Here is a 15,874-nt window from a genome sequence, read left to right on the forward strand (position 1 = left end):
CTCCGCCGGGGTTGATCATGAGGTTGACCGGGACGAAACAGACGGATCCGCCGGCCAACCTCATGATCAACGCGAACAGGCGGGGTCAGCGCATGCGGGAGACGATGCCGGTGTCGTAGTCGCCGGAGAGGAACTCCTCGTTCTCCAGGAGTTCGGCGAAGAAGGGGAGGTTGTTCTTCGGGCCGGTCAGGTCGAAGGCGGCGACGGCCGACTTGGCGCGCTCGATGGCCTCGGCGCGGGTGGCGCCGCTGACGATGAGCTTGGCCATCAGGCTGTCGTAGAACGGGGTGACCGTGTTGCCCTCGATGTAGCCGGAGTCGACCCGGACGCCCTCGCCGGTCGGCTCGACCCAGGTCTTGATCGCGCCGGGCCCCGGCAGGAAGCGCTTCGGGTCCTCCGCGTTGATCCGCAGCTCGATGGCGTGCCCGCGCGGGGCGAGCGCGTCCGGGTCGAACGTCGGCGCCAGGCCGGCCGCCACCCGCAACTGCTCCTCCACCAGGTCCACGCCGTAGACCAGCTCGGTCACCGGGTGCTCGACCTGGAGGCGGGTGTTCATCTCCAGGAAGAAAAATTCTTCGGAGCCGGCGCCATCCTCCTCGAAGTCCCGCTGACGCGGGACCAACAGGCACTCCACCGTGCCGGCGTTGCGGTAGCCGACCGCCTCGCCGGCCCGTACCGCCGCCGCCAGGAACCGCTCGCGCAGCTCCGGGGAGACCGCCGGCGACGGGGACTCCTCGACCAGCTTCTGGTTGCGCCGCTGCACCGAGCACTCCCGCTCGCCCAGCGCCACCACCCGGCCGTCGGCCAGGCCGAGGATCTGCACCTCGACGTGGCGTACCCGGGGGAAGTACCGCTCGATCAGCACCGAGCCGTCGCCGAACATCCGCTCGGCGAACGAGCGCACCTTGTCGTACTCGGTGCGCAGCGCGGTCTCGTCGGTGGCCACGCCCATGCCCATGCCGCCGCCACCGGCTGCGGCCTTGACCATCACCGGGTAGCCGATCTCCGCGGCGGCCGCGACCGCCGCGTCCAGGTCGGCCGCCGGGTCGGTGGTGCCGGGCGCGACCGGAACACCGGCCGCCGCCATCAGGTTCCGGGCATTGATCTTGTCACCCATCGCGGTGATCGCGTCCGCGCGGGGCCCGACCCAGATCAGGCCGCTGGCCTCGACGGTACGGGCGAAGTCCGCGTTCTCCGACAGGAAGCCGTAGCCGGGGTGGATCGCCTGCGCGCCGGTCGACTTGGCGGCGGCGAGGATCGCCTCGACGTTCCGGTAGCTCTGCGCCGGGTTGGCCGGGCCGACGCAGACCGCCTCGTCGGCCTCGGTGACGAACGGCAGACCGGCGTCGGCCTCCGAGTGCACCGCGATCGCGCGGATACCGAGCCGCTTGGCGGTACGGATGATCCGGCGGGCGATCTCGCCCCGGTTGGCGACCAGCAGCGACTCGATCATGTTTCCTCCCGACGTCCAGGGGTGGGGACGGGTGCCAGGTAACCACGAGCCGCCGGTTACTCACGAGTCGCCCGGCCCCCGCCGGCGTGGTGATCAAGAAGTTTGCGTCGGCTTGAGCCGGATTCATGCCGCAAACTTCTTGATCAACGAGAGCGGGGCGGCCGGAGGCGCCGGCGGGGGGCGCGGCGGGCCCGGAGGGTCAGGCGGGGTCGGTGGGGGCGAGGAGGGCGGCGAGGGTGGCGGCGCGGAGCAGTTCGGCGCGGCGGCGGCGGTCGACCTCGCCGCCGAGGAACGGCGTGGAGTTCATCAGGCCGAACGCGGCGTGGGCCAGCACCCGGGCTTCGCCGTCGGGCAGCCCCGGGTGCAGCGCGGTCAGCACGGTCACCCACTCCTCGACGTAGAGCCGCTGGAGCCGGCGGATCTTGCGACGCGGCTCGTCGGGGAGGCGGTCCAGCTCGTGCAGGTGCAGCGCGATCACGGCCGGGTTGGCCAGCGCGAAGTCGACGTGGAAGTCGATCAGCGACTCCAGCGCGCCGCGCGGGTCGTCCGGGTGGCCGGCGGCCCGGTCCCGGCCGCCGGCGAGCAGCCCCTCGCTGACCGGGATCAGCGCGGCGACCAGCATCGCCTCCTTGCCGGCGAAGTGGTGGTACAGCGCCGGCCCGGTCACGCCCGCGGCGGCGCCGATGTCGTCCATCGACACGCCGTGGTAGCCGCGCGCGGCGAAGAGGCCGACCGCGATCTCCAGGATCTCGTCCCGACGGGACCGGCGTCGGCCCGCGCCCGTCGCGCCGCTCGCCCCGCCCCGCGCCTGCTGCTCCACCGCCACCGGGCAAGCCTAGACCGCGCGCCGGCCGCGGTGGAGGCTCGGTTACCCGTCGGTCGGTTCACCGCCTCCGCCGCCGGCCCACCGCGTGCCCCCCGGCTGCCCGGACACCGCCGCCCGGGGGCGGCGACCGCCGTCAGTTCTCCTCGATCCCGTGCTCGGCGCGCAGCTTTGCCGCCTCGGCCGACCGGCCCAGCTCGTCCAGGGCCCGGGCGAGCAGCCAGGCCGCCTGGCTGGCCGGCCGGGAGCCGGGCGGCAGGCCGCCCAGCACCTCGCGGAGCAGGCGCTCCGCGTCGGCCGGCCGGTCACCGCGCAGCAGCAGGTCACCGGTGAGCAGTTCGACCTGCGCCGCCTCGCCGAACGCCTCGATCGACCGCAGCCGGTCGGCCACGCCGTCCAGCCGGTCCAGCGCCGCGACCGTACGGTCCTCGGCGGTCAGCACCCGGGCCACCGCCTCGGCCGCGAGGGCCCGCTCGTACGTCACCACGGGCGGCTCCTCGGGCAGCCCGGTGAGCGCCGCCGCGGCCTCGTCCACCACGTCGACGAGCGCCGAGGCGGCCGGCAGGTCACCGGACCAGAAGAGCGCCAGCAACTGCCGCCGCCGGGCCCGCAGCTCGTCCAGCGGCAGCTCGGCCAGCCGGTACGCCGACGCCGACGCGGCGAACCGCTGCGCGGCCAGCCCGTCCCGGTCGGCGTCGTAGAGGATGCCGCCGGCCTCCTCCAGCACCTGCGCCCGGTGCGGGAGGTTGTCCGGGCTGTCCAGGTTCTCCGCGAGCTGTTCCAGCAGGGCGAGCGCCGGGTCGACCTCGCCCAGGCCCTCGTAGACGCCGGCCAGCAGGTGCCGGCACCGGTCCGCCTCGGCCTGGGCACCGAGCCGGTCCAGCCCGAGCACCGCCTCCTCGGCCACCTCGGCGGCCTCGCTCAGCCGGCCGGCCACCCGGTAGGCGTTGGCCAGCTCCCACCGCAGGAAGGCGTCCCCCTCGGCGCCCTGCTCCACGCAGAGGGTCACCGCCTCGGCCAGGTCGTCCACCGCGTCGGCGGCCCGGTCGGCGGCGAGCAGCGCCCGGCCCCGGGCCACCCGGACCGCCAGCCGGGCGTCCGCCGGGGCCACCCGCAGCGCCTCGTCACAGGCGGCGACGGCCTCGGCCGGGTCGTCGGCCCAGCGGGCGTACGCCAGGCAGGCGGCGACCAGCATGCCGGCCGAACCCACCTCGCGGCTGAGCCGGCGGGCCCGCTCGGCGGCGTCGCCCATCTCCTCGCCCCGGTCCAGCTCCTCCAGGACGTGCGCGCGGTGCAGCGCCACCCGGGCCGCCAGCCACGGGTCGACGTCCGCCTCGGCGGCGGCCCGGTCGATCTCGTCGAGCGCGTCGGCCCAGCGCTGCCGGTGCACGTACGCCAGGGCCAGCCGGTCGTGCGCGGCGGCCCGCTCCCGCTGGTCGCCGTGCCGGTCGAGCTGCTCCGCCGACTCGCGGGCGAGCGCCAACCCCTCCTCGGCGCCCTCGTCGGTCATGCAGAGCAGCGCGCCGAGGCGCCCGGCCACCACCTGTGCGCGCACCGGGTCGGGCACCGCCCGCCAGGCGGCCAGCGCCACCCGGTTGGCCTCGATGGAGGCCGCCGGGTCACCGTCGTCGTTCAGCTCGCCCGCGCGCAGCTCCAGCCGGCGCGCCACGGTGGCCGCCGGCAGCTCGGCACCGCCGAAGCGCTCGTCGTACGCCTTGAGGACGGTGGTGCAGTCGTCGGTGCGGTGGGTGCGCCAGCACTCGTCGGCGAGGGCGAGCAGTTCCTCGGCGCTCGCCCCGGCCGGCACCTGCACCGGCTCCGCCTCGGCCACGTCGGCCGGCGCCGGCTCGGGGGTGCGGGTCGGGCGGCGACGCAGGCTGGCCGAGAGCGGCAGGTGCTCCCCGACGGGCTGCGCGGCGAGCCGCCGGGCGACCACCTCCGACTGGTACGCCGTGCCGTTGCGCGCGTCGAACCGGGCGGCCAGCGCGGTCGCCGTGTCGGTCAGCTCGGCGGCGAGGGTGCCCACCGGCACCTCGCCGGCCGGCCGGTCGCCGAACGCCCGGCGGTGCACGGTCAGCTCGCCCGGCACCTGCCGCAGCGCCGCCGCGGCGGTGGCCGCGAAGTGCATGGCGGCGGCCGGGGTGGGTGCCCGGTCCAGCCAGTCCAGGTGCCGCTCGACGAGTTCCAGGGCGCGGGCGTCGTTCCCGGTCAGGGTGCAGAACTCGACGTGGTCGGCGATCTCCCACAGGTCGGAGAGGTTCGACCGCAGCCGCCGGTACGCCTCCCGGTGCGCGTTCCGCGCGGCCTCCGACCGGCCGGTACGCAGGTACGCCGGCAGCAGCGCGGTGAGGATCGCCTGCGGCTGTTCGGTGCAGCTGAGCCGGCCGGCGAGCACCGGCTCGGCCAGGGCCACCGCCTCGTCGTGCCGGCCCACCTCGCACAGGTGGTGCACCTGCGTGGTCGGGTCGCAGCCGGCGCAGTCGGAGAGGGCGTCGCGGGGGGTGGTCATCCACCGGCGGTACCACTCGGCCGCCTCGTCGTGCGCCCCGAGGTGCGACGCCACCAGGTAGCGGTGCTTGTACACGGCCTGCGGCGAGTGCCCGGTGTCCCGGTAGCGCCGCTCCATGTCATCCAGCACCGCGTAGGTGCGGTCCAGCGGCAGCTCGGGGAACTTCAGCATGGCGCTGACCATGTACTTGAAGTGCCAGAGCAGCTGGTGGGCGAAGCGCTGGTGGTAGGGCTGCGGGTCCCGGTCGAACTCGGCGAGGCACCAGGAGAAGGTCACGAAGGACTTCGCCGGCTCGCCGCCGTAGACGTACGCGGTGGTGGCCTGCATCCGGGCGGCGAAGGCGAGGTGCCGGTCGTCGCCGGCGTCGGCCCGCCGGATCAGCTGTTCCAGCGCGGCGGTCTGCCCCGCCCCGTACGGCATGTTGTGGGCCTCGTGCAGCAGCCGCCACAGGTCGTCGTCGCTCACGGTCGGTTCACTCCCGTCCCGGTACGGCCCGGCCGAGCAGGCCGAGGAAGGAACTGTTCAGCAGGGCGGCGTCGGCCGCGCGGATGGGGTGGTGCCCGAGCAGCAGCGCCTGCCCGTAGAGCGCCTCGACGGCGAGCCCGACCAGCTCCGGGTCGGTCAGCGTGGTGACCCGGCGGACCAGCGGGTTGCGGTGGTTGAGCACCAGCTGCGGGCGGTCCGGCGGGGCGGAGGCGGCCAGCGCGTCCAGCACGCCGCCCCACAGTTCGTCGGCCTTCTCGCGACTGGCGGCGAGCTGGTCGTTGAACGCCGCCGAGCGGCTGACCAGATAGAGCGCCGGCAGCGAGACCGGGTCGTACGCCCGGACCACCACCTCGCAGCCGAGCCGTTCCAGGGCCCGCTGGGCGCCGGTCAGGAACGGCCGCAGGGCCAGCTCGACGTGCGGTTCGAGCGCGTCGAAGCGGGTGGTCAGGTCGCTCGGCTCCAGCCGTTCGATCAGCACCGACCGGTCCACCGCGGGCAGCCGCTCGATCAGCTCGGTGTCGTACGTGTAGCCGCCGTTGACCACGGCCAGGTCCTGCGCCGCCGCGACGGCGGCGAGCTGGCGGAACTCGTCGAGGCTGGCGGCGTACCGGAGCAGGCCGTGGCGCTGCCGGAACTCGGCGAGGGTGAGCGTGCCGACGTTGGTCTCCATCGGCCACCACTGGTCGACCAGGCGCAGCATCTCGTCGTCGTGCAGGGCGAGCGCCTTGACCCCCAGGTGGTGCACCTGGAGGAACTCGGCGAGCCGGCGCGGGTCGTGCTTGGCCAGCCGGACCAGCCAGCCGCGCACCTGGTCGCCGAGGGCGTCCCGGGTGCCGGTGAGCAGGGTGTCCTCGTAGAGCGCCTCGCGGCTGGCGGTGGGCCGCAGCTCGCTGGCGTCCACCACGCAGTGGGCGAAGAAGGCCCAGTCCGGCAGCAGCCCGTCGGCGTGCTCGGTGAGCAGCATCCGCTTGAGGTAGACCCGGTGCCCGGCCCGCGCCGCCGGGTTCACCGGGGTGGGCAGGATGAAGGCCACCCCGGTCAGCCCGGCCTCCGGCACCGCCAGCGGCACCACGTCGAACGGGACGAAGCCGAGGGTCTCCTGGGCGTAGCGGACCAGGGCCGCCCGGTCCAGCGGCGCGCCGGGGGCGGTCGGCCAGGGCGGCGGCCCGGCGGTGGTCGGGGTGTCGCCGACCCGCACGTCGACCGGCAGCAGGCTGCCGTAGAGGCGGGCCAGCTCGGTCACCGTCGGCACGCCGAGCCACTGGTCGGCGTCGCGGCGGGGCACCAGCGTGACCGTGGTGCCGGGCTCCGGCCGGGCCTGCTCGGGCGGGGCGGGCCGGACGGCGTACCGGCCGTCGGACCAGCCCGTCCAGAGCACGGTCGGCTGGTCGGCGTGCCGGGTGACCACCCGGATCTCGTCGGCGACCAGGAAACAGGAGAGCAGGCCGATGCCGAACTGGCCGAGGAACTCGTGCCGGGAGAAGCCCAGCTCGTCGCGCTTGGAGCTGCGACCGATGGTGGCCAGCAGCTCGTGCACCTGCGCCTCGGTGAGGCCGACGCCGGTGTCGTGCACCCGCAGGGTGCCGTCGCCGGTCAGCTCCGGCGGCTCGATCCGTACCCGGGCGGGGGCGTCCGGTTCGGTGGCCCGGCGGGCGGTGATCGCGTCGACGGCGTTCTGGAGCAGTTCCCGGACGTACACCCGTGGGCTGCCGTAGAGGTGATGACTGAGCAGGTCGACCACGCCACGGAGGTCGACCTGGAAGGTGCGGTCCACACGCTCTCCCCGGTCGGATTCGGCGCTCACCGTACCGGTGATCACCGACGCTGTCCGACCCCTTTCCGGTCGCCTTGACCCTCGACCCGGTCGAGGCGGCAGGGTCCGTCGGCATGACCGCCACCCCACTCGGCCGGGACTACCGGCTGCTCTGGTCCGCCGCCGTCTCCTCCCGGTTCGGCGACGCCCTGCGTACGCCGGCGCTGGCCCTGCTGGCCGCGACGCTGACCCGCGACCCCCGGGCGGTGGCCGTGGTGACCGTCGCGGGGCAGCTCCCGCCGCTGCTGCTCGGCCTGCTGGGCGGTGTGTACGCCGACCGCTGGGACCGCCGCCGGACGATGGCACTGGTGGACGCCCTGCGGGCGGCCGTGGTGGCGGCGCTGGCCGGCGTGGTGGCGGTGGACCGGGCCGGGGTGCCGGCGCTGGTGGCGACGGCGTTCCTGCTCGCCGCGCTCGGCGTCCTCTTCGACGCCGCCTCGTTCGCGCTGCTTCCCGCGCTGGTGCCCGCGCCGGCCCTGCCCGCCGCCAACGGCCGCCTCCAGGCCGGCACCGCGCTGGCCGGCGGCCTGCTCGGCGCCCCGCTGGCCGGCGTGCTCTTCGCGGTCTCGCCGAGCGTCCCGCTCGCCGTGGACGCGGCCACCTTCGCCCTCGCCGCCCTGCTCACCCTCGCCCTGTCCCGCCCCGCCGCCGACCCCCGGTGGCGGGGCGAGGGTCGCCGCGAGCGCGGCAGCGCGGGGCGCTCGGTGTGGCGGGAGGCCGCCGACGGCGTGCGGTGGCTGCGGGGTGAGCCGACGATGTGGCGGATCACCCTGCTCAGCGCGGGGACGAACCTGGCGATCAGCGCGCTGATGGCGGTGCTGGTCCTCTACGCGCTGGACGTTCTGCGGATGTCGCCGGCCGGGTACGGGCTGTTCATGGCGGCGGTCGTGCTCGGCGGGCTGGCCGGGGCGCTCGGGGCGGGGCGGCTGGCCGCCCGGCTCGGCACCACCTCCGCGCTGCGCGCGGTGCTCCTCGCGCAGACCGTCGCCCTGGCCGGGTTCGCGCTGGCCCGGCACCCGGTGCCGGCCGGGCTCGCGCTGGCCGTCTTCGCGGGTGGCAGCACGGTGTGGAACAGCCTGTGGGCGGCGTACGGGCAGGGTCGGGTGCCGGCCGCGCTGCTCGGTCGGGTGGGTGCCACCCAGCGGATGGCGGCACTGCTCACCGCGCCGGTCGGCGCGACGCTCGCCGGGCTGGCCGGGGCGGCGTACGGGGTGGGCCCGGTGGTCGGGGCGGCGGCGGTGGTCTTCGCGCTGGTCACGCTCGCGGCGTGGCGGGCACTGCGGCCGGTCGCGCCGGCACCGGACGACGCCCCGCCCACCACCGCCGGGACAGCAGCCCGGCCAGGGCCGCTCCGGTCGCGTTGAGCAGCACGTCGTCGACGGAGGTGACCCGGCCGAGGTCGAGCGCGTACTGGGCGGACTCGACCAGGACGGAGGCGGCGGCACCGAGCAGGAAGAGCCGGCCGACGCCGGCGAGGGCGGCGGAGCGTACCGGGGCGAGGAAGCCCAGCGCGGCGAAGACCAGCAGGTTGCCGACCACCTGGACCACGACGGTGGCCGGTGGGCCGGCCGCGACGAGATCGACCAGGTCACGCAGCGGCACCAGCTTGACCTCGCCGGGCGCGGCGCGCGGCGTGAGGATCATCCACACCCAGGGCAGCGTCCCGGCGACCATGCCCACCTCGACGGCGCTGCACCGCCACGCCTCCCGGCGGGTCGGCGCGGCGCGGGCCCGAGCCAGCAGCGCGACCAGCAGCACCGTCACCGGCACCGCGACCAGCGTGGCGAGCAGCACGTCGCCCCACTCCCGCCACACCTGGCCCATCGGGGCAGCCTAGCCCGGACGCTGGGCCAGTCCGGAGAGGCGCAGCGCCAGCCGCCGACGGACGGCCGGCGCGCCGGCGACGGCGCGGAGCAGCAGGTCGCGCAGGGGGCGGACGGCCGGCGGAACGGTGGCGAGCCGGGTCAGCCGGTCGGCGAAGCCGGCGACCTCCTCGGCCAGCGGTCGGCGCGCGGCCGAGTAGTCGTCGAGCAGGGTGTCCGGTCCGCCGGCGAAGACGTCGGCGAGGGTGTCGCCGAGGGCGACCCCGTCGCAGATGCCGAGGTTCATCCCCTGCCCGCCGGCCGGGCTGTGCACGTGCGCGGCGTCGCCGGCCAGCAGCACCGGGCCGGCGCGGTAGGTCTCGGCGACCCGGTGGTGGATCCGGAACCGGGAACTCCAGATCACGTCGGTCACGCGGTCCGGCCGCCGGGCCGGCCCCCGCTCGTCGAGCAGCGCCTGGAAATACGCGGCGTCCGGCGCGCGGGGGGCCTGGGCGACCGAGGCGACCACCCGGACCACCCCGTCCGGCAGCGGCGCCCAGACCAGCGGCCCCGGCCGCGCCAGGAAGAGCGCGATCTCGTCGCGGGGCAGCACGCTGCGCACCCGCACGTCAGCGAGGACGAACGACTCGCCGCGGCCGTCCGGTCCGCCGAAGCCGATCCCGGCCAGCTCGCGCACGGTGCTGTGCATGCCGTCCGCGCCGATCACCCACCGGGCGCGGACCCGGCCGCCGTCGGCGAACCCGACCACCGCGCCGGCGGCGTCGCGGTCCAGGCTGCTCACCTCGTGCGGCCGGTGGACCCGGCCGCCCAGCGCGGTGAGCCGGTCGGTCAGCACGGCCTCGGTGACCGCCTGGGAGACCAGCAGCGCGTACGGGTAGCGGCTCGGCAGCTCGCCGAAGCCGACGCCGAACAGCACCCGGTCGCGGTCACGGACGGTGAACCGGCGCGACGCCGCTCCCCGGGCCACCAGCGGCGCGGCGGCACCGATCCGGTCCAGCATCTCCAGGGTGTACGCGTGCACGACGGCGGCCCGGGAGGTGACCGGCGGTTGGGCGGCGCGGTCGACCACGGTCACGTCCACCCCCCGCTGGGCGAGGGTGGCGGCGACGGTGAGGCCGGTCGGCCCGGCTCCCACCACCAGGACGTCGGTGCGCTCGGGCAACATGGCCCACCCTCCTATGCCAACAACTGTTTGCCAACGCTTGTAGGCAAGGCTAGGCCGGGATGGAGCGTCGTGTCAACGCTTGTTGGCATAGAGTCGGGGACATGACCGCCGCAACCCCCGCCCGCCGCTCGGACGCCACCCGCGCCGCGATCCTGCGCGCCGCCCGGGAACGGTTCGCCGCCGACGGATACGAGCGCGCCACCATCCGCGCCATCGCCGCCGACGCCCGGATCGACCCGTCGATGGTGATGCGCTACTACGGCAACAAGGAGGGACTCTTCGCGGCGGCGGCCGAGTTCGACCTGCGGCTGCCGGATCTGGCCGACGTGCCGACCGGGCAGCTCGGCGAGGTGCTGGTCCGGCACTTCCTGGACCGCTGGGAGGGCGACGAGACGCTCGCCGCCCTGCTCCGGGCGGCCAGCACCAACCCGGGTGCCGCCGAGCGGATCCGCGGCATCTTCGCCGACCAGCTCGGCGCGGTCGTGGCGCGCTTCAACACCGACCCGGCGACCACCGCCCGCCGCGCCGGCCTGGTGGCCAGCCAGACCCTCGGCCTGGCCTTCACCCGCTACATCGTCGGCCTGCCGCCCATGGTGGACGCGACACCGGCCGAGCTGGTCGCCTGGATCGGCCCCACCCTCCAGCGCTACCTGACCGGGGCGGTCCCGGACGGGCGTACGCCGTGACGACGACGGCCGTGGTCACCCAGCGGTGACCACGGCCGTCGGGGGCGCGGGACGGATCAGCCGGCGATGCCGCCCGGCTGGTCACCCTTGGCGACGGGCGCCCGGACCAGGTTGCCCCACTCGGTCCACGAACCGTCGTAGTTGCGCACCTGCGGGTAGCCGAGCAGGTGCCGCAGCACGAACCAGGTGTGGCTGGACCGCTCACCGATCCGGCAGTACGCCACCACGTCGTCCGACGGGCTCAGCCCGAGCTGATCGGCGTAGATGGCGCGCAGCTCGTCCGCGGACTTGAAGGTGCCGTCCTCGTTCGCGGCCGACTTCCACGGCTTGTTGACCGCACCCGGGATGTGCCCGCCGCGCAGCGCGCCCTCCTGCGGGTAGTCCGGCATGTGCAGCATCTCGCCGGTGTACTCGCCGGGCGAGCGGACGTCCACCAGCGGCCGGCCGGCGGCCACGTGCGCCATGACCTGCTCCCGGTACGCCCGGATCGGCGTGTCGTCGCGCTGCGGCACCGGGTACTCGGCGCGGGGACGGGTCACCTTCTCCCGGGTCAGCTCCCGCCCCTCGGCGATCCACTTCTGCCGGCCGCCGTCGAGCAGCCGTACGTCGGCGTGGCCGAAGAGCGAGAAGACCCAGAGCGCGTACGCGGCCCACCAGTTGAAGTTGTCGCCGTAGAAGACCACCGTGTCGCCGCGGCCGATGCCCTTGGCGGCGCACAGCTCGGCGAAGCTCTTCGCGTCGAGGTAGTCCCGGGTCACCTGGTCGTTCAGCTCCGTGTGCCAGTCGACCTTGACGGCACCCGGGATGTGACCGGTGTCGTAGAGCAGCACGTCCTCGTCGGACTCCACCACGACGAGGCCCTCGTCGCCCAGGTGCTCGGCCAGCCACTCGGTGGTGACCAGGCGCTGCGGATCGGCGTACGACTGGAGGCGGGGATTCGGATCGCTCGGCACAGGCATGATCTCCAAGGTACGCCGGATCCCGGCACGGCGGCCGGCCATCGGAAATCGGGTGCAGCGGATGTGACCGCCGGCACGTGACAGGGACGAACCCGCCGACCACAGAGGATCGACATGACCGTACGGCCGGACACCGGGCCGACCCGGGCCGTCACGCCACCCGTGGACTTCACCGACCTCTACGAGGGCCACTTCCACCGGATCGCGGTGCAGTTGCACGCGTACCTGGGGGACCCGGCGGAGGCGCAGGACCTCACCCAGGAGGCGTTCTGCCGACTGCTCGAACGCTGGGACCGGGTCAGCGGGTACGACGACCCGTCCGCCTGGGTGCGCCGGGTCGCCTGGAACCTGGCGACCAGCCGGCTGCGCCGGGTGCGTACCGCCGTCCGGCACCTGGCCCGGCAGCGGGAGGAGTACGTGCCCGGGCCGGAACCCGACCGGGTGGCGTTGACCCGGGCGCTGGCCACCCTGCCCGCCACGCAGCGGCGGGCGATCGTGCTGCACCACCTGGCCCAGCTGAGCGTCCGGGAGATCGCCGAGCAGGTCGGTGCGGCGGAGGGCACCGTCCGCTCCTGGCTCTTCCGGGGACGCGCCGCGCTGGCCACCCACCTCACCGAGCGGCAGGAGGCCCACGATGCGTGAGACCGCCCTGGACGAGATGTTCGCCGAGTTCGAGGCCGACGCCCGTACCGTCATCCGCCCGCCGGGGGTCGCGGCGGCGCAGGCCCGGGTCCGCGCGCGCCGGCGGCGGCGCCGGGGCCTGCTGGCCGGGATGATCGCCCTGCTGCTGGGCGGTCCGGCCGGGGCGTTCGCCGTGGCAGGCCGCCACGACGGACCGCCCACCCCGCCGGAGCCCCCGGCGATGGCCCGGCGGACGGTCGTGGTGCCGGGGGCGGTCGGGGAGCTGGCCGACCTGGAGTTCGTGGACGCCCGGCACGGCTGGGCTCTCTTCACCACCTGCACCCGGGAGGCTCCCACCGGCTGCCGACGGACGCTGGGAAGGACCACCGACGGCGGGGCGACCTGGCAGGGTTCCGCGCTGCCGGTCTCCGACGGCGGCGCATACCTGGACGCGCTCGACGGGCAGACCGCCACGGTCGTGACCGGGCAGGAGTTCCATGTCACCACGGACGGCGGCCGCACGTTCACCCGCCATCCGGAGAGTGAACCGCCCTTGGAGCAGCGGGCGTCGCCAAACTCGCCCTCCGGCTTCCGGCTGGCCTGCCCGCCGGAGCTGGAGGCGCGCGGGCAGGACTGCGCGTCGTTCCACCTCGCCCGGGTCGACTCCCGCCCGGTCCGGCAACAGCCTCCGCTGACCCTCGACCGTGGCTCCGCTGCGGACCTCGTCGAGGGCAACGACGGGCGGCTCTGGGTGAGCACGATGACCGACGGCCGGACGACCGTCGTGGTCAGCGCCGACCAGGCGCGCACCTGGCGGAAGCTGCCGTCCGTGGCGGCCGAGGGCCGGCCCGTCGTCTCGCCGGAGGGCACGGACGTCTGGCTCGTCGACGGTGCTGAACGCGCCGTCTGGCACCTGGTCGGCGACGAGTGGCAGCCGCGACCGGAGTTGCCGCACCGGCTGTCGGCCAACGGGGTCGCGGCGGCGGGCGAGGGCGCGATCCTCGTCAACAGCTTCGGCCGGGTCGGCTTCTACGTGAACGGCAGCTACGTCGACCAGCCGGCGCTGCGGGACGCCCTGGCCCACAGCGGGAGCAGCGAGGTGGCGCTCCGGGCGCTGCGCGACGGCACCCTCGTCCTCCAGGGTGAGGGAGCCTGGCGCATCGTCGGCGTCGGCTCGGGCACCGACCGCACCTGGACCTGGTTCTCCTGACGTCGGCACCTGCGGTCGAACGGGGTATCGGCCGCCAGGGGTGACCGTCGCGCCGCTCCCCACCGGGCGGGCCCGGCTGACCGGCCCTCGTCAGGCGCGGCGGTGCACCAGCCGCCCGGCGACCACGGTGGCCAGGCAGGTGCCGTCGTCGGCGAAGACGGCCAGGTCGGCCCGGCCGTTCGGGACCAACGCCGGCGGGCGCGGGCCGTCCAGCACCGTGACGTCGTTGCGGGCGGCGGCGGACCGCAGCTCCGGCTCGGTGACGTGCGCGGCGAGCACCGCGGCGACGCCGAGCCGGAACAGCGCGTGCACTCGCTCGCGCGGGCTCGGTGCCGGCGGCAGGGGCCCGTCGTGCACCAGCGCCGGCCCGAGGGTGCCGGCCCACCGCCGCACTCGCACCTGCGGGTACGCCTCCGTCAGCTCGTCCAGCGGCGCGACCGCCTCGATCCGGTTGCCGGTGACGAGGACCGCGTGGCCGGCGACCGGCTCGTCGTCCGGAGTCGACCGCAGCAGCGTGGCGGCGTGGATGGTCCGCACGGTCAGTCGCTGACCGGCCCGAGCAGCGGGCGCTTGGCGGTGACGGTATCGCCCGAGGACCGCCCGGTGAGCCGCCGCTTGATCCACGGGGCCAGGTGCCGGCCGGCCCAGCGCAGGTCGGCGGCGCGGGCGGCCAGCCAGGGCGTGGGAGCCGGCTGCTCGGGGACCAGCAGCCACTCCTCGTCGCAGCCCACCCCGAGCGCGGTCAGCACCTGGGCGGCGACTCGCCGGTGCCCGGCGGCCGACAGGTGCAGCCGGTCGGTGCTCCACAGCATCGGGTTGAGGAAGGTGTCGTCGGCGTACAGGTCGACCAGGATCGCGCCGTGCCGCTCGGCGGTCTCGCCGACCGCCCGGTTCATCAGCTCCATCCGGGGGGCGACCAGGCGCTGGCCGGGCAACCGCGCCATCACGTCGGCAAACCGGAAGAGGATCACGTCGGCGCCGCCGGAGCGGAGCTGCCGCACCGCGTCGTCGAAGCGGGTGACCAGGGCGTCCGGGTCGAAGGTACGGCGCAGCGCATCGTTGCCGCCGGCCGCGAAGCTGATCAGATCGGGCTTCATCGCCAGCGCGGCGGGCACCTGCTCGGCCACCACGCTGGGGAAGAGCCGGCCCCGGATGGCCAGGTTCGCGTACCCGAAGTCCGGGCCGGCCTCGGCGGCCAGTCGGGTCGCCACCAGGTCGGCCCACCCGCGGTAGGTGCCGTCCGGGTACGCGTCATCCATGCCCTCGGTGAAGCTGTCCCCCACCGCGACGAAGCTGCGCCAGCGCACGCCGCCTCCCCCTCACGCTCTTCGTTGCCTGCGGCGACCAGTCTGACACCGGGTCCGACCCGCGCAGCTACCCGTCGGGCGAACGTGGCGGAGGTCATCGATCCGGTTCCACCAGGGACCGCTACCCGGTCAGGTACCGGGTGATGGCGGCCCGCAGCTCGTCGTGCTGCTCGCTCAGCGCCGAGGCGGGATCGCGCCACTTCGACGCCGGGTACAGCCAGACCGGCTTGCCGACGATCTCCGGCGGCTCCCACTCGTACCTCGGCCAGACATGAGCGTGCAGGTAAGGGTCCGTGTTGCCGAGGATCTCCAGGTTCACCCGCCGGAAAGCCGGGTCGGCATCGGCGCAGGCCCGCTCGACCGCCTCGCCCAGCCGGTCCATGCTCTCCAGGTACGCCAGCCGCTTCGCCCTGGGCAGGTCGGTGAGCCGCTGTACGGCCGGGTCGTCCGCGAGCAGCAGGCAGTAGCCCGGGAGCCACTGCACGTCTCCGATCACGGCGAACCCGCCGGGAAGCCGGGCCAGGACGGTGGGGTTCTCTCCGCGCAGTGCCGAACCGATCCGGTCGAGTCGCCAATCGATCATGATCAGATGTTGCCTCATCGGGCGGCTCAGCTCCGGTCGTCGTCCGGGGGCTCGACCATCGGCCGCCGGTACGGCCCCCACGCGACGAACCGGGCGAACAGCTCCCGTGGAGTGGGCCCGTCGTGCGGGTTCAGCCGGAACAGGTCGTGGGTGGCCTCGTGATAGAGCCCGGAGAGGTAGATGGCCAGCTCGACCGGCTGATCGGCGTACTCGATCTTGAGCAGCAGCCGGGCCTCGGCGCAGGGCCACGGCAGGCCGCAGGCCCGGCACACCCAGAGCGGGCGGATCGGCAGGTGCGGCCGGCGGCCCGGCGGATACGCCCGAGGCCGATCGGCATGCGGGCCGAGGCGGGGTACCGGGAGCTGGCTGAAGATCACCCGCTGCTCCCGTTCGCCCGGCACCGCAACCAGCGGAGCGGTTGGCGCATCTCGACCTC

Annotated in this window: 15 protein-coding genes; 4 read left to right on the forward strand and 11 right to left on the reverse strand. The window is 75.1% G+C overall.

The features are described 5' to 3' along the window. Positions 1-85: 85 nt before the first annotated feature. From ACTMTB_RS07670 to ACTMTB_RS07685, 4 genes are all read right to left on the reverse strand, one after another. Entirely contained in the window at positions 86-1,453 is a 1,368-nt protein-coding gene (locus ACTMTB_RS07670) for an acetyl-CoA carboxylase biotin carboxylase subunit (protein ID WP_441143584.1), read from the reverse strand. A gap of 199 nt (positions 1,454-1,652) precedes the next feature. Beyond that, a complete protein-coding gene (locus ACTMTB_RS07675; RefSeq protein ID WP_441143586.1) occupies positions 1,653-2,279 on the reverse strand; it encodes a TetR/AcrR family transcriptional regulator in 627 nt (208 codons plus the stop codon). A gap of 133 nt (positions 2,280-2,412) precedes the next feature. Further along, positions 2,413-5,250 carry a hypothetical protein gene (locus ACTMTB_RS07680; protein ID WP_441143588.1) on the reverse strand — a complete coding sequence of 946 codons (2,838 nt, stop codon included), beginning with the start codon at positions 5,248-5,250 and terminating at the stop codon, positions 2,413-2,415. 7 nt (positions 5,251-5,257) lie between these two features. Then, positions 5,258-7,045 carry an HSP90 family protein gene (locus tag ACTMTB_RS07685; RefSeq protein WP_210773586.1) on the reverse strand — a complete coding sequence of 596 codons (1,788 nt, stop codon included), beginning with the start codon at positions 7,043-7,045 and terminating at the stop codon, positions 5,258-5,260. A 113-nt stretch (positions 7,046-7,158) separates the two neighbouring features. Here ACTMTB_RS07685 and ACTMTB_RS07690 point away from each other — a divergent pair, with 113 nt between their 5' ends. Continuing rightward, positions 7,159-8,448: an MFS transporter gene (locus tag ACTMTB_RS07690; RefSeq protein WP_441143591.1), complete on the forward strand. Its 1,290-nt coding sequence runs from the start codon at positions 7,159-7,161 to the stop codon at positions 8,446-8,448. On the opposite strand, the gene ACTMTB_RS07695 is transcribed toward ACTMTB_RS07690, so the two are convergent. Together ACTMTB_RS07695 and ACTMTB_RS07700 are read right to left on the reverse strand one after the other, a co-directional pair. Beyond that, positions 8,339-8,908 carry a VanZ family protein gene (locus tag ACTMTB_RS07695; RefSeq protein ID WP_441143593.1) on the reverse strand — a complete coding sequence of 190 codons (570 nt, stop codon included), beginning with the start codon at positions 8,906-8,908 and terminating at the stop codon, positions 8,339-8,341. The genes ACTMTB_RS07690 and ACTMTB_RS07695 overlap by 110 nt on opposite strands. Before the next feature lie 9 nt (positions 8,909-8,917). Then, a complete protein-coding gene (locus ACTMTB_RS07700; RefSeq protein ID WP_441143595.1) occupies positions 8,918-10,072 on the reverse strand; it encodes an FAD-dependent oxidoreductase in 1,155 nt (384 codons plus the stop codon). 101 nt (positions 10,073-10,173) lie between these two features. Between ACTMTB_RS07700 and ACTMTB_RS07705 the strand changes: the two genes are divergently transcribed. Then, positions 10,174-10,758 carry a TetR/AcrR family transcriptional regulator gene (locus tag ACTMTB_RS07705; protein ID WP_441143596.1) on the forward strand — a complete coding sequence of 195 codons (585 nt, stop codon included), beginning with the start codon at positions 10,174-10,176 and terminating at the stop codon, positions 10,756-10,758. 56 nt (positions 10,759-10,814) lie between these two features. Here the strand turns inward: ACTMTB_RS07705 and ACTMTB_RS07710 are convergent, their stop codons facing one another. Continuing rightward, the gene (locus ACTMTB_RS07710) at positions 10,815-11,717 is read right to left on the reverse strand and encodes a sulfurtransferase (RefSeq protein WP_346537455.1); all 903 of its coding nucleotides are present in this window, start codon (positions 11,715-11,717) and stop codon (positions 10,815-10,817) included. 114 nt (positions 11,718-11,831) lie between these two features. On the opposite strand from ACTMTB_RS07710, the gene ACTMTB_RS07715 reads away from it, so the two are divergent. Then, positions 11,832-12,359 (forward strand): RNA polymerase sigma factor, encoded by a 528-nt coding sequence (locus ACTMTB_RS07715; RefSeq protein WP_441143598.1) that lies wholly within the window; start codon positions 11,832-11,834, stop codon positions 12,357-12,359. Further along, a complete protein-coding gene (locus tag ACTMTB_RS07720; RefSeq protein WP_441143600.1) occupies positions 12,352-13,548 on the forward strand; it encodes a hypothetical protein in 1,197 nt (398 codons plus the stop codon). Before ACTMTB_RS07715 ends, ACTMTB_RS07720 begins: the two co-directional genes overlap by 8 nt. Positions 13,549-13,638: 90 nt before the next feature. Here ACTMTB_RS07720 and ACTMTB_RS07725 read toward each other — a convergent pair whose 3' ends face one another. The 4 genes from ACTMTB_RS07725 to ACTMTB_RS07740 all read right to left on the reverse strand — a co-directional run bounded on the left by ACTMTB_RS07725 (position 13,639) and on the right by ACTMTB_RS07740 (position 15,839). Next, entirely contained in the window at positions 13,639-14,085 is a 447-nt protein-coding gene (locus ACTMTB_RS07725; protein ID WP_441143602.1) for an imidazolonepropionase-like domain-containing protein, read from the reverse strand. Between the two features lie 2 nt (positions 14,086-14,087). Further along, positions 14,088-14,855 carry an SGNH/GDSL hydrolase family protein gene (locus tag ACTMTB_RS07730; protein ID WP_441143604.1) on the reverse strand — a complete coding sequence of 256 codons (768 nt, stop codon included), beginning with the start codon at positions 14,853-14,855 and terminating at the stop codon, positions 14,088-14,090. 121 nt (positions 14,856-14,976) lie between these two features. After that, the gene (locus ACTMTB_RS07735; protein WP_441143606.1) at positions 14,977-15,438 is read right to left on the reverse strand and encodes an HIT family protein; all 462 of its coding nucleotides are present in this window, start codon (positions 15,436-15,438) and stop codon (positions 14,977-14,979) included. A gap of 26 nt (positions 15,439-15,464) precedes the next feature. After that, the gene (locus ACTMTB_RS07740) at positions 15,465-15,839 is read right to left on the reverse strand and encodes a hypothetical protein (RefSeq protein ID WP_441143608.1); all 375 of its coding nucleotides are present in this window, start codon (positions 15,837-15,839) and stop codon (positions 15,465-15,467) included. Positions 15,840-15,874 lie beyond the last annotated feature (35 nt).

Origin of the sequence: Micromonospora sp. L32 (assembly GCF_052068055.1) — a bacterium.
GTDB lineage: Bacteria > Actinomycetota > Actinomycetes > Mycobacteriales > Micromonosporaceae > Micromonospora > Micromonospora purpureochromogenes.

Excerpts from the sequence above, each read along its gene's own strand:
- ACTMTB_RS07705 (WP_441143596.1), top strand. The coding sequence starts at position 10,174 with ATGACCGCCGCAACCCCCGCCCGCCGCTCGGACGCCACCCGCGCCGCG.
- ACTMTB_RS07720 (WP_441143600.1), top strand. The coding sequence starts at position 12,352 with ATGCGTGAGACCGCCCTGGACGAGATGTTCGCCGAGTTCGAGGCCGAC.
- ACTMTB_RS07715 (WP_441143598.1), top strand. The coding sequence starts at position 11,832 with ATGACCGTACGGCCGGACACCGGGCCGACCCGGGCCGTCACGCCACCC.
- ACTMTB_RS07700 (WP_441143595.1), bottom strand. The coding sequence starts at position 10,072 with ATGTTGCCCGAGCGCACCGACGTCCTGGTGGTGGGAGCCGGGCCGACC.
- ACTMTB_RS07735 (WP_441143606.1), bottom strand. The coding sequence starts at position 15,438 with ATGATCGATTGGCGACTCGACCGGATCGGTTCGGCACTGCGCGGAGAG.
- ACTMTB_RS07670 (WP_441143584.1), bottom strand. The coding sequence starts at position 1,453 with ATGATCGAGTCGCTGCTGGTCGCCAACCGGGGCGAGATCGCCCGCCGG.
- ACTMTB_RS07695 (WP_441143593.1), bottom strand. The coding sequence starts at position 8,908 with ATGGGCCAGGTGTGGCGGGAGTGGGGCGACGTGCTGCTCGCCACGCTG.
- ACTMTB_RS07690 (WP_441143591.1), top strand. The coding sequence starts at position 7,159 with ATGACCGCCACCCCACTCGGCCGGGACTACCGGCTGCTCTGGTCCGCC.
- ACTMTB_RS07710 (WP_346537455.1), bottom strand. The coding sequence starts at position 11,717 with ATGCCTGTGCCGAGCGATCCGAATCCCCGCCTCCAGTCGTACGCCGAT.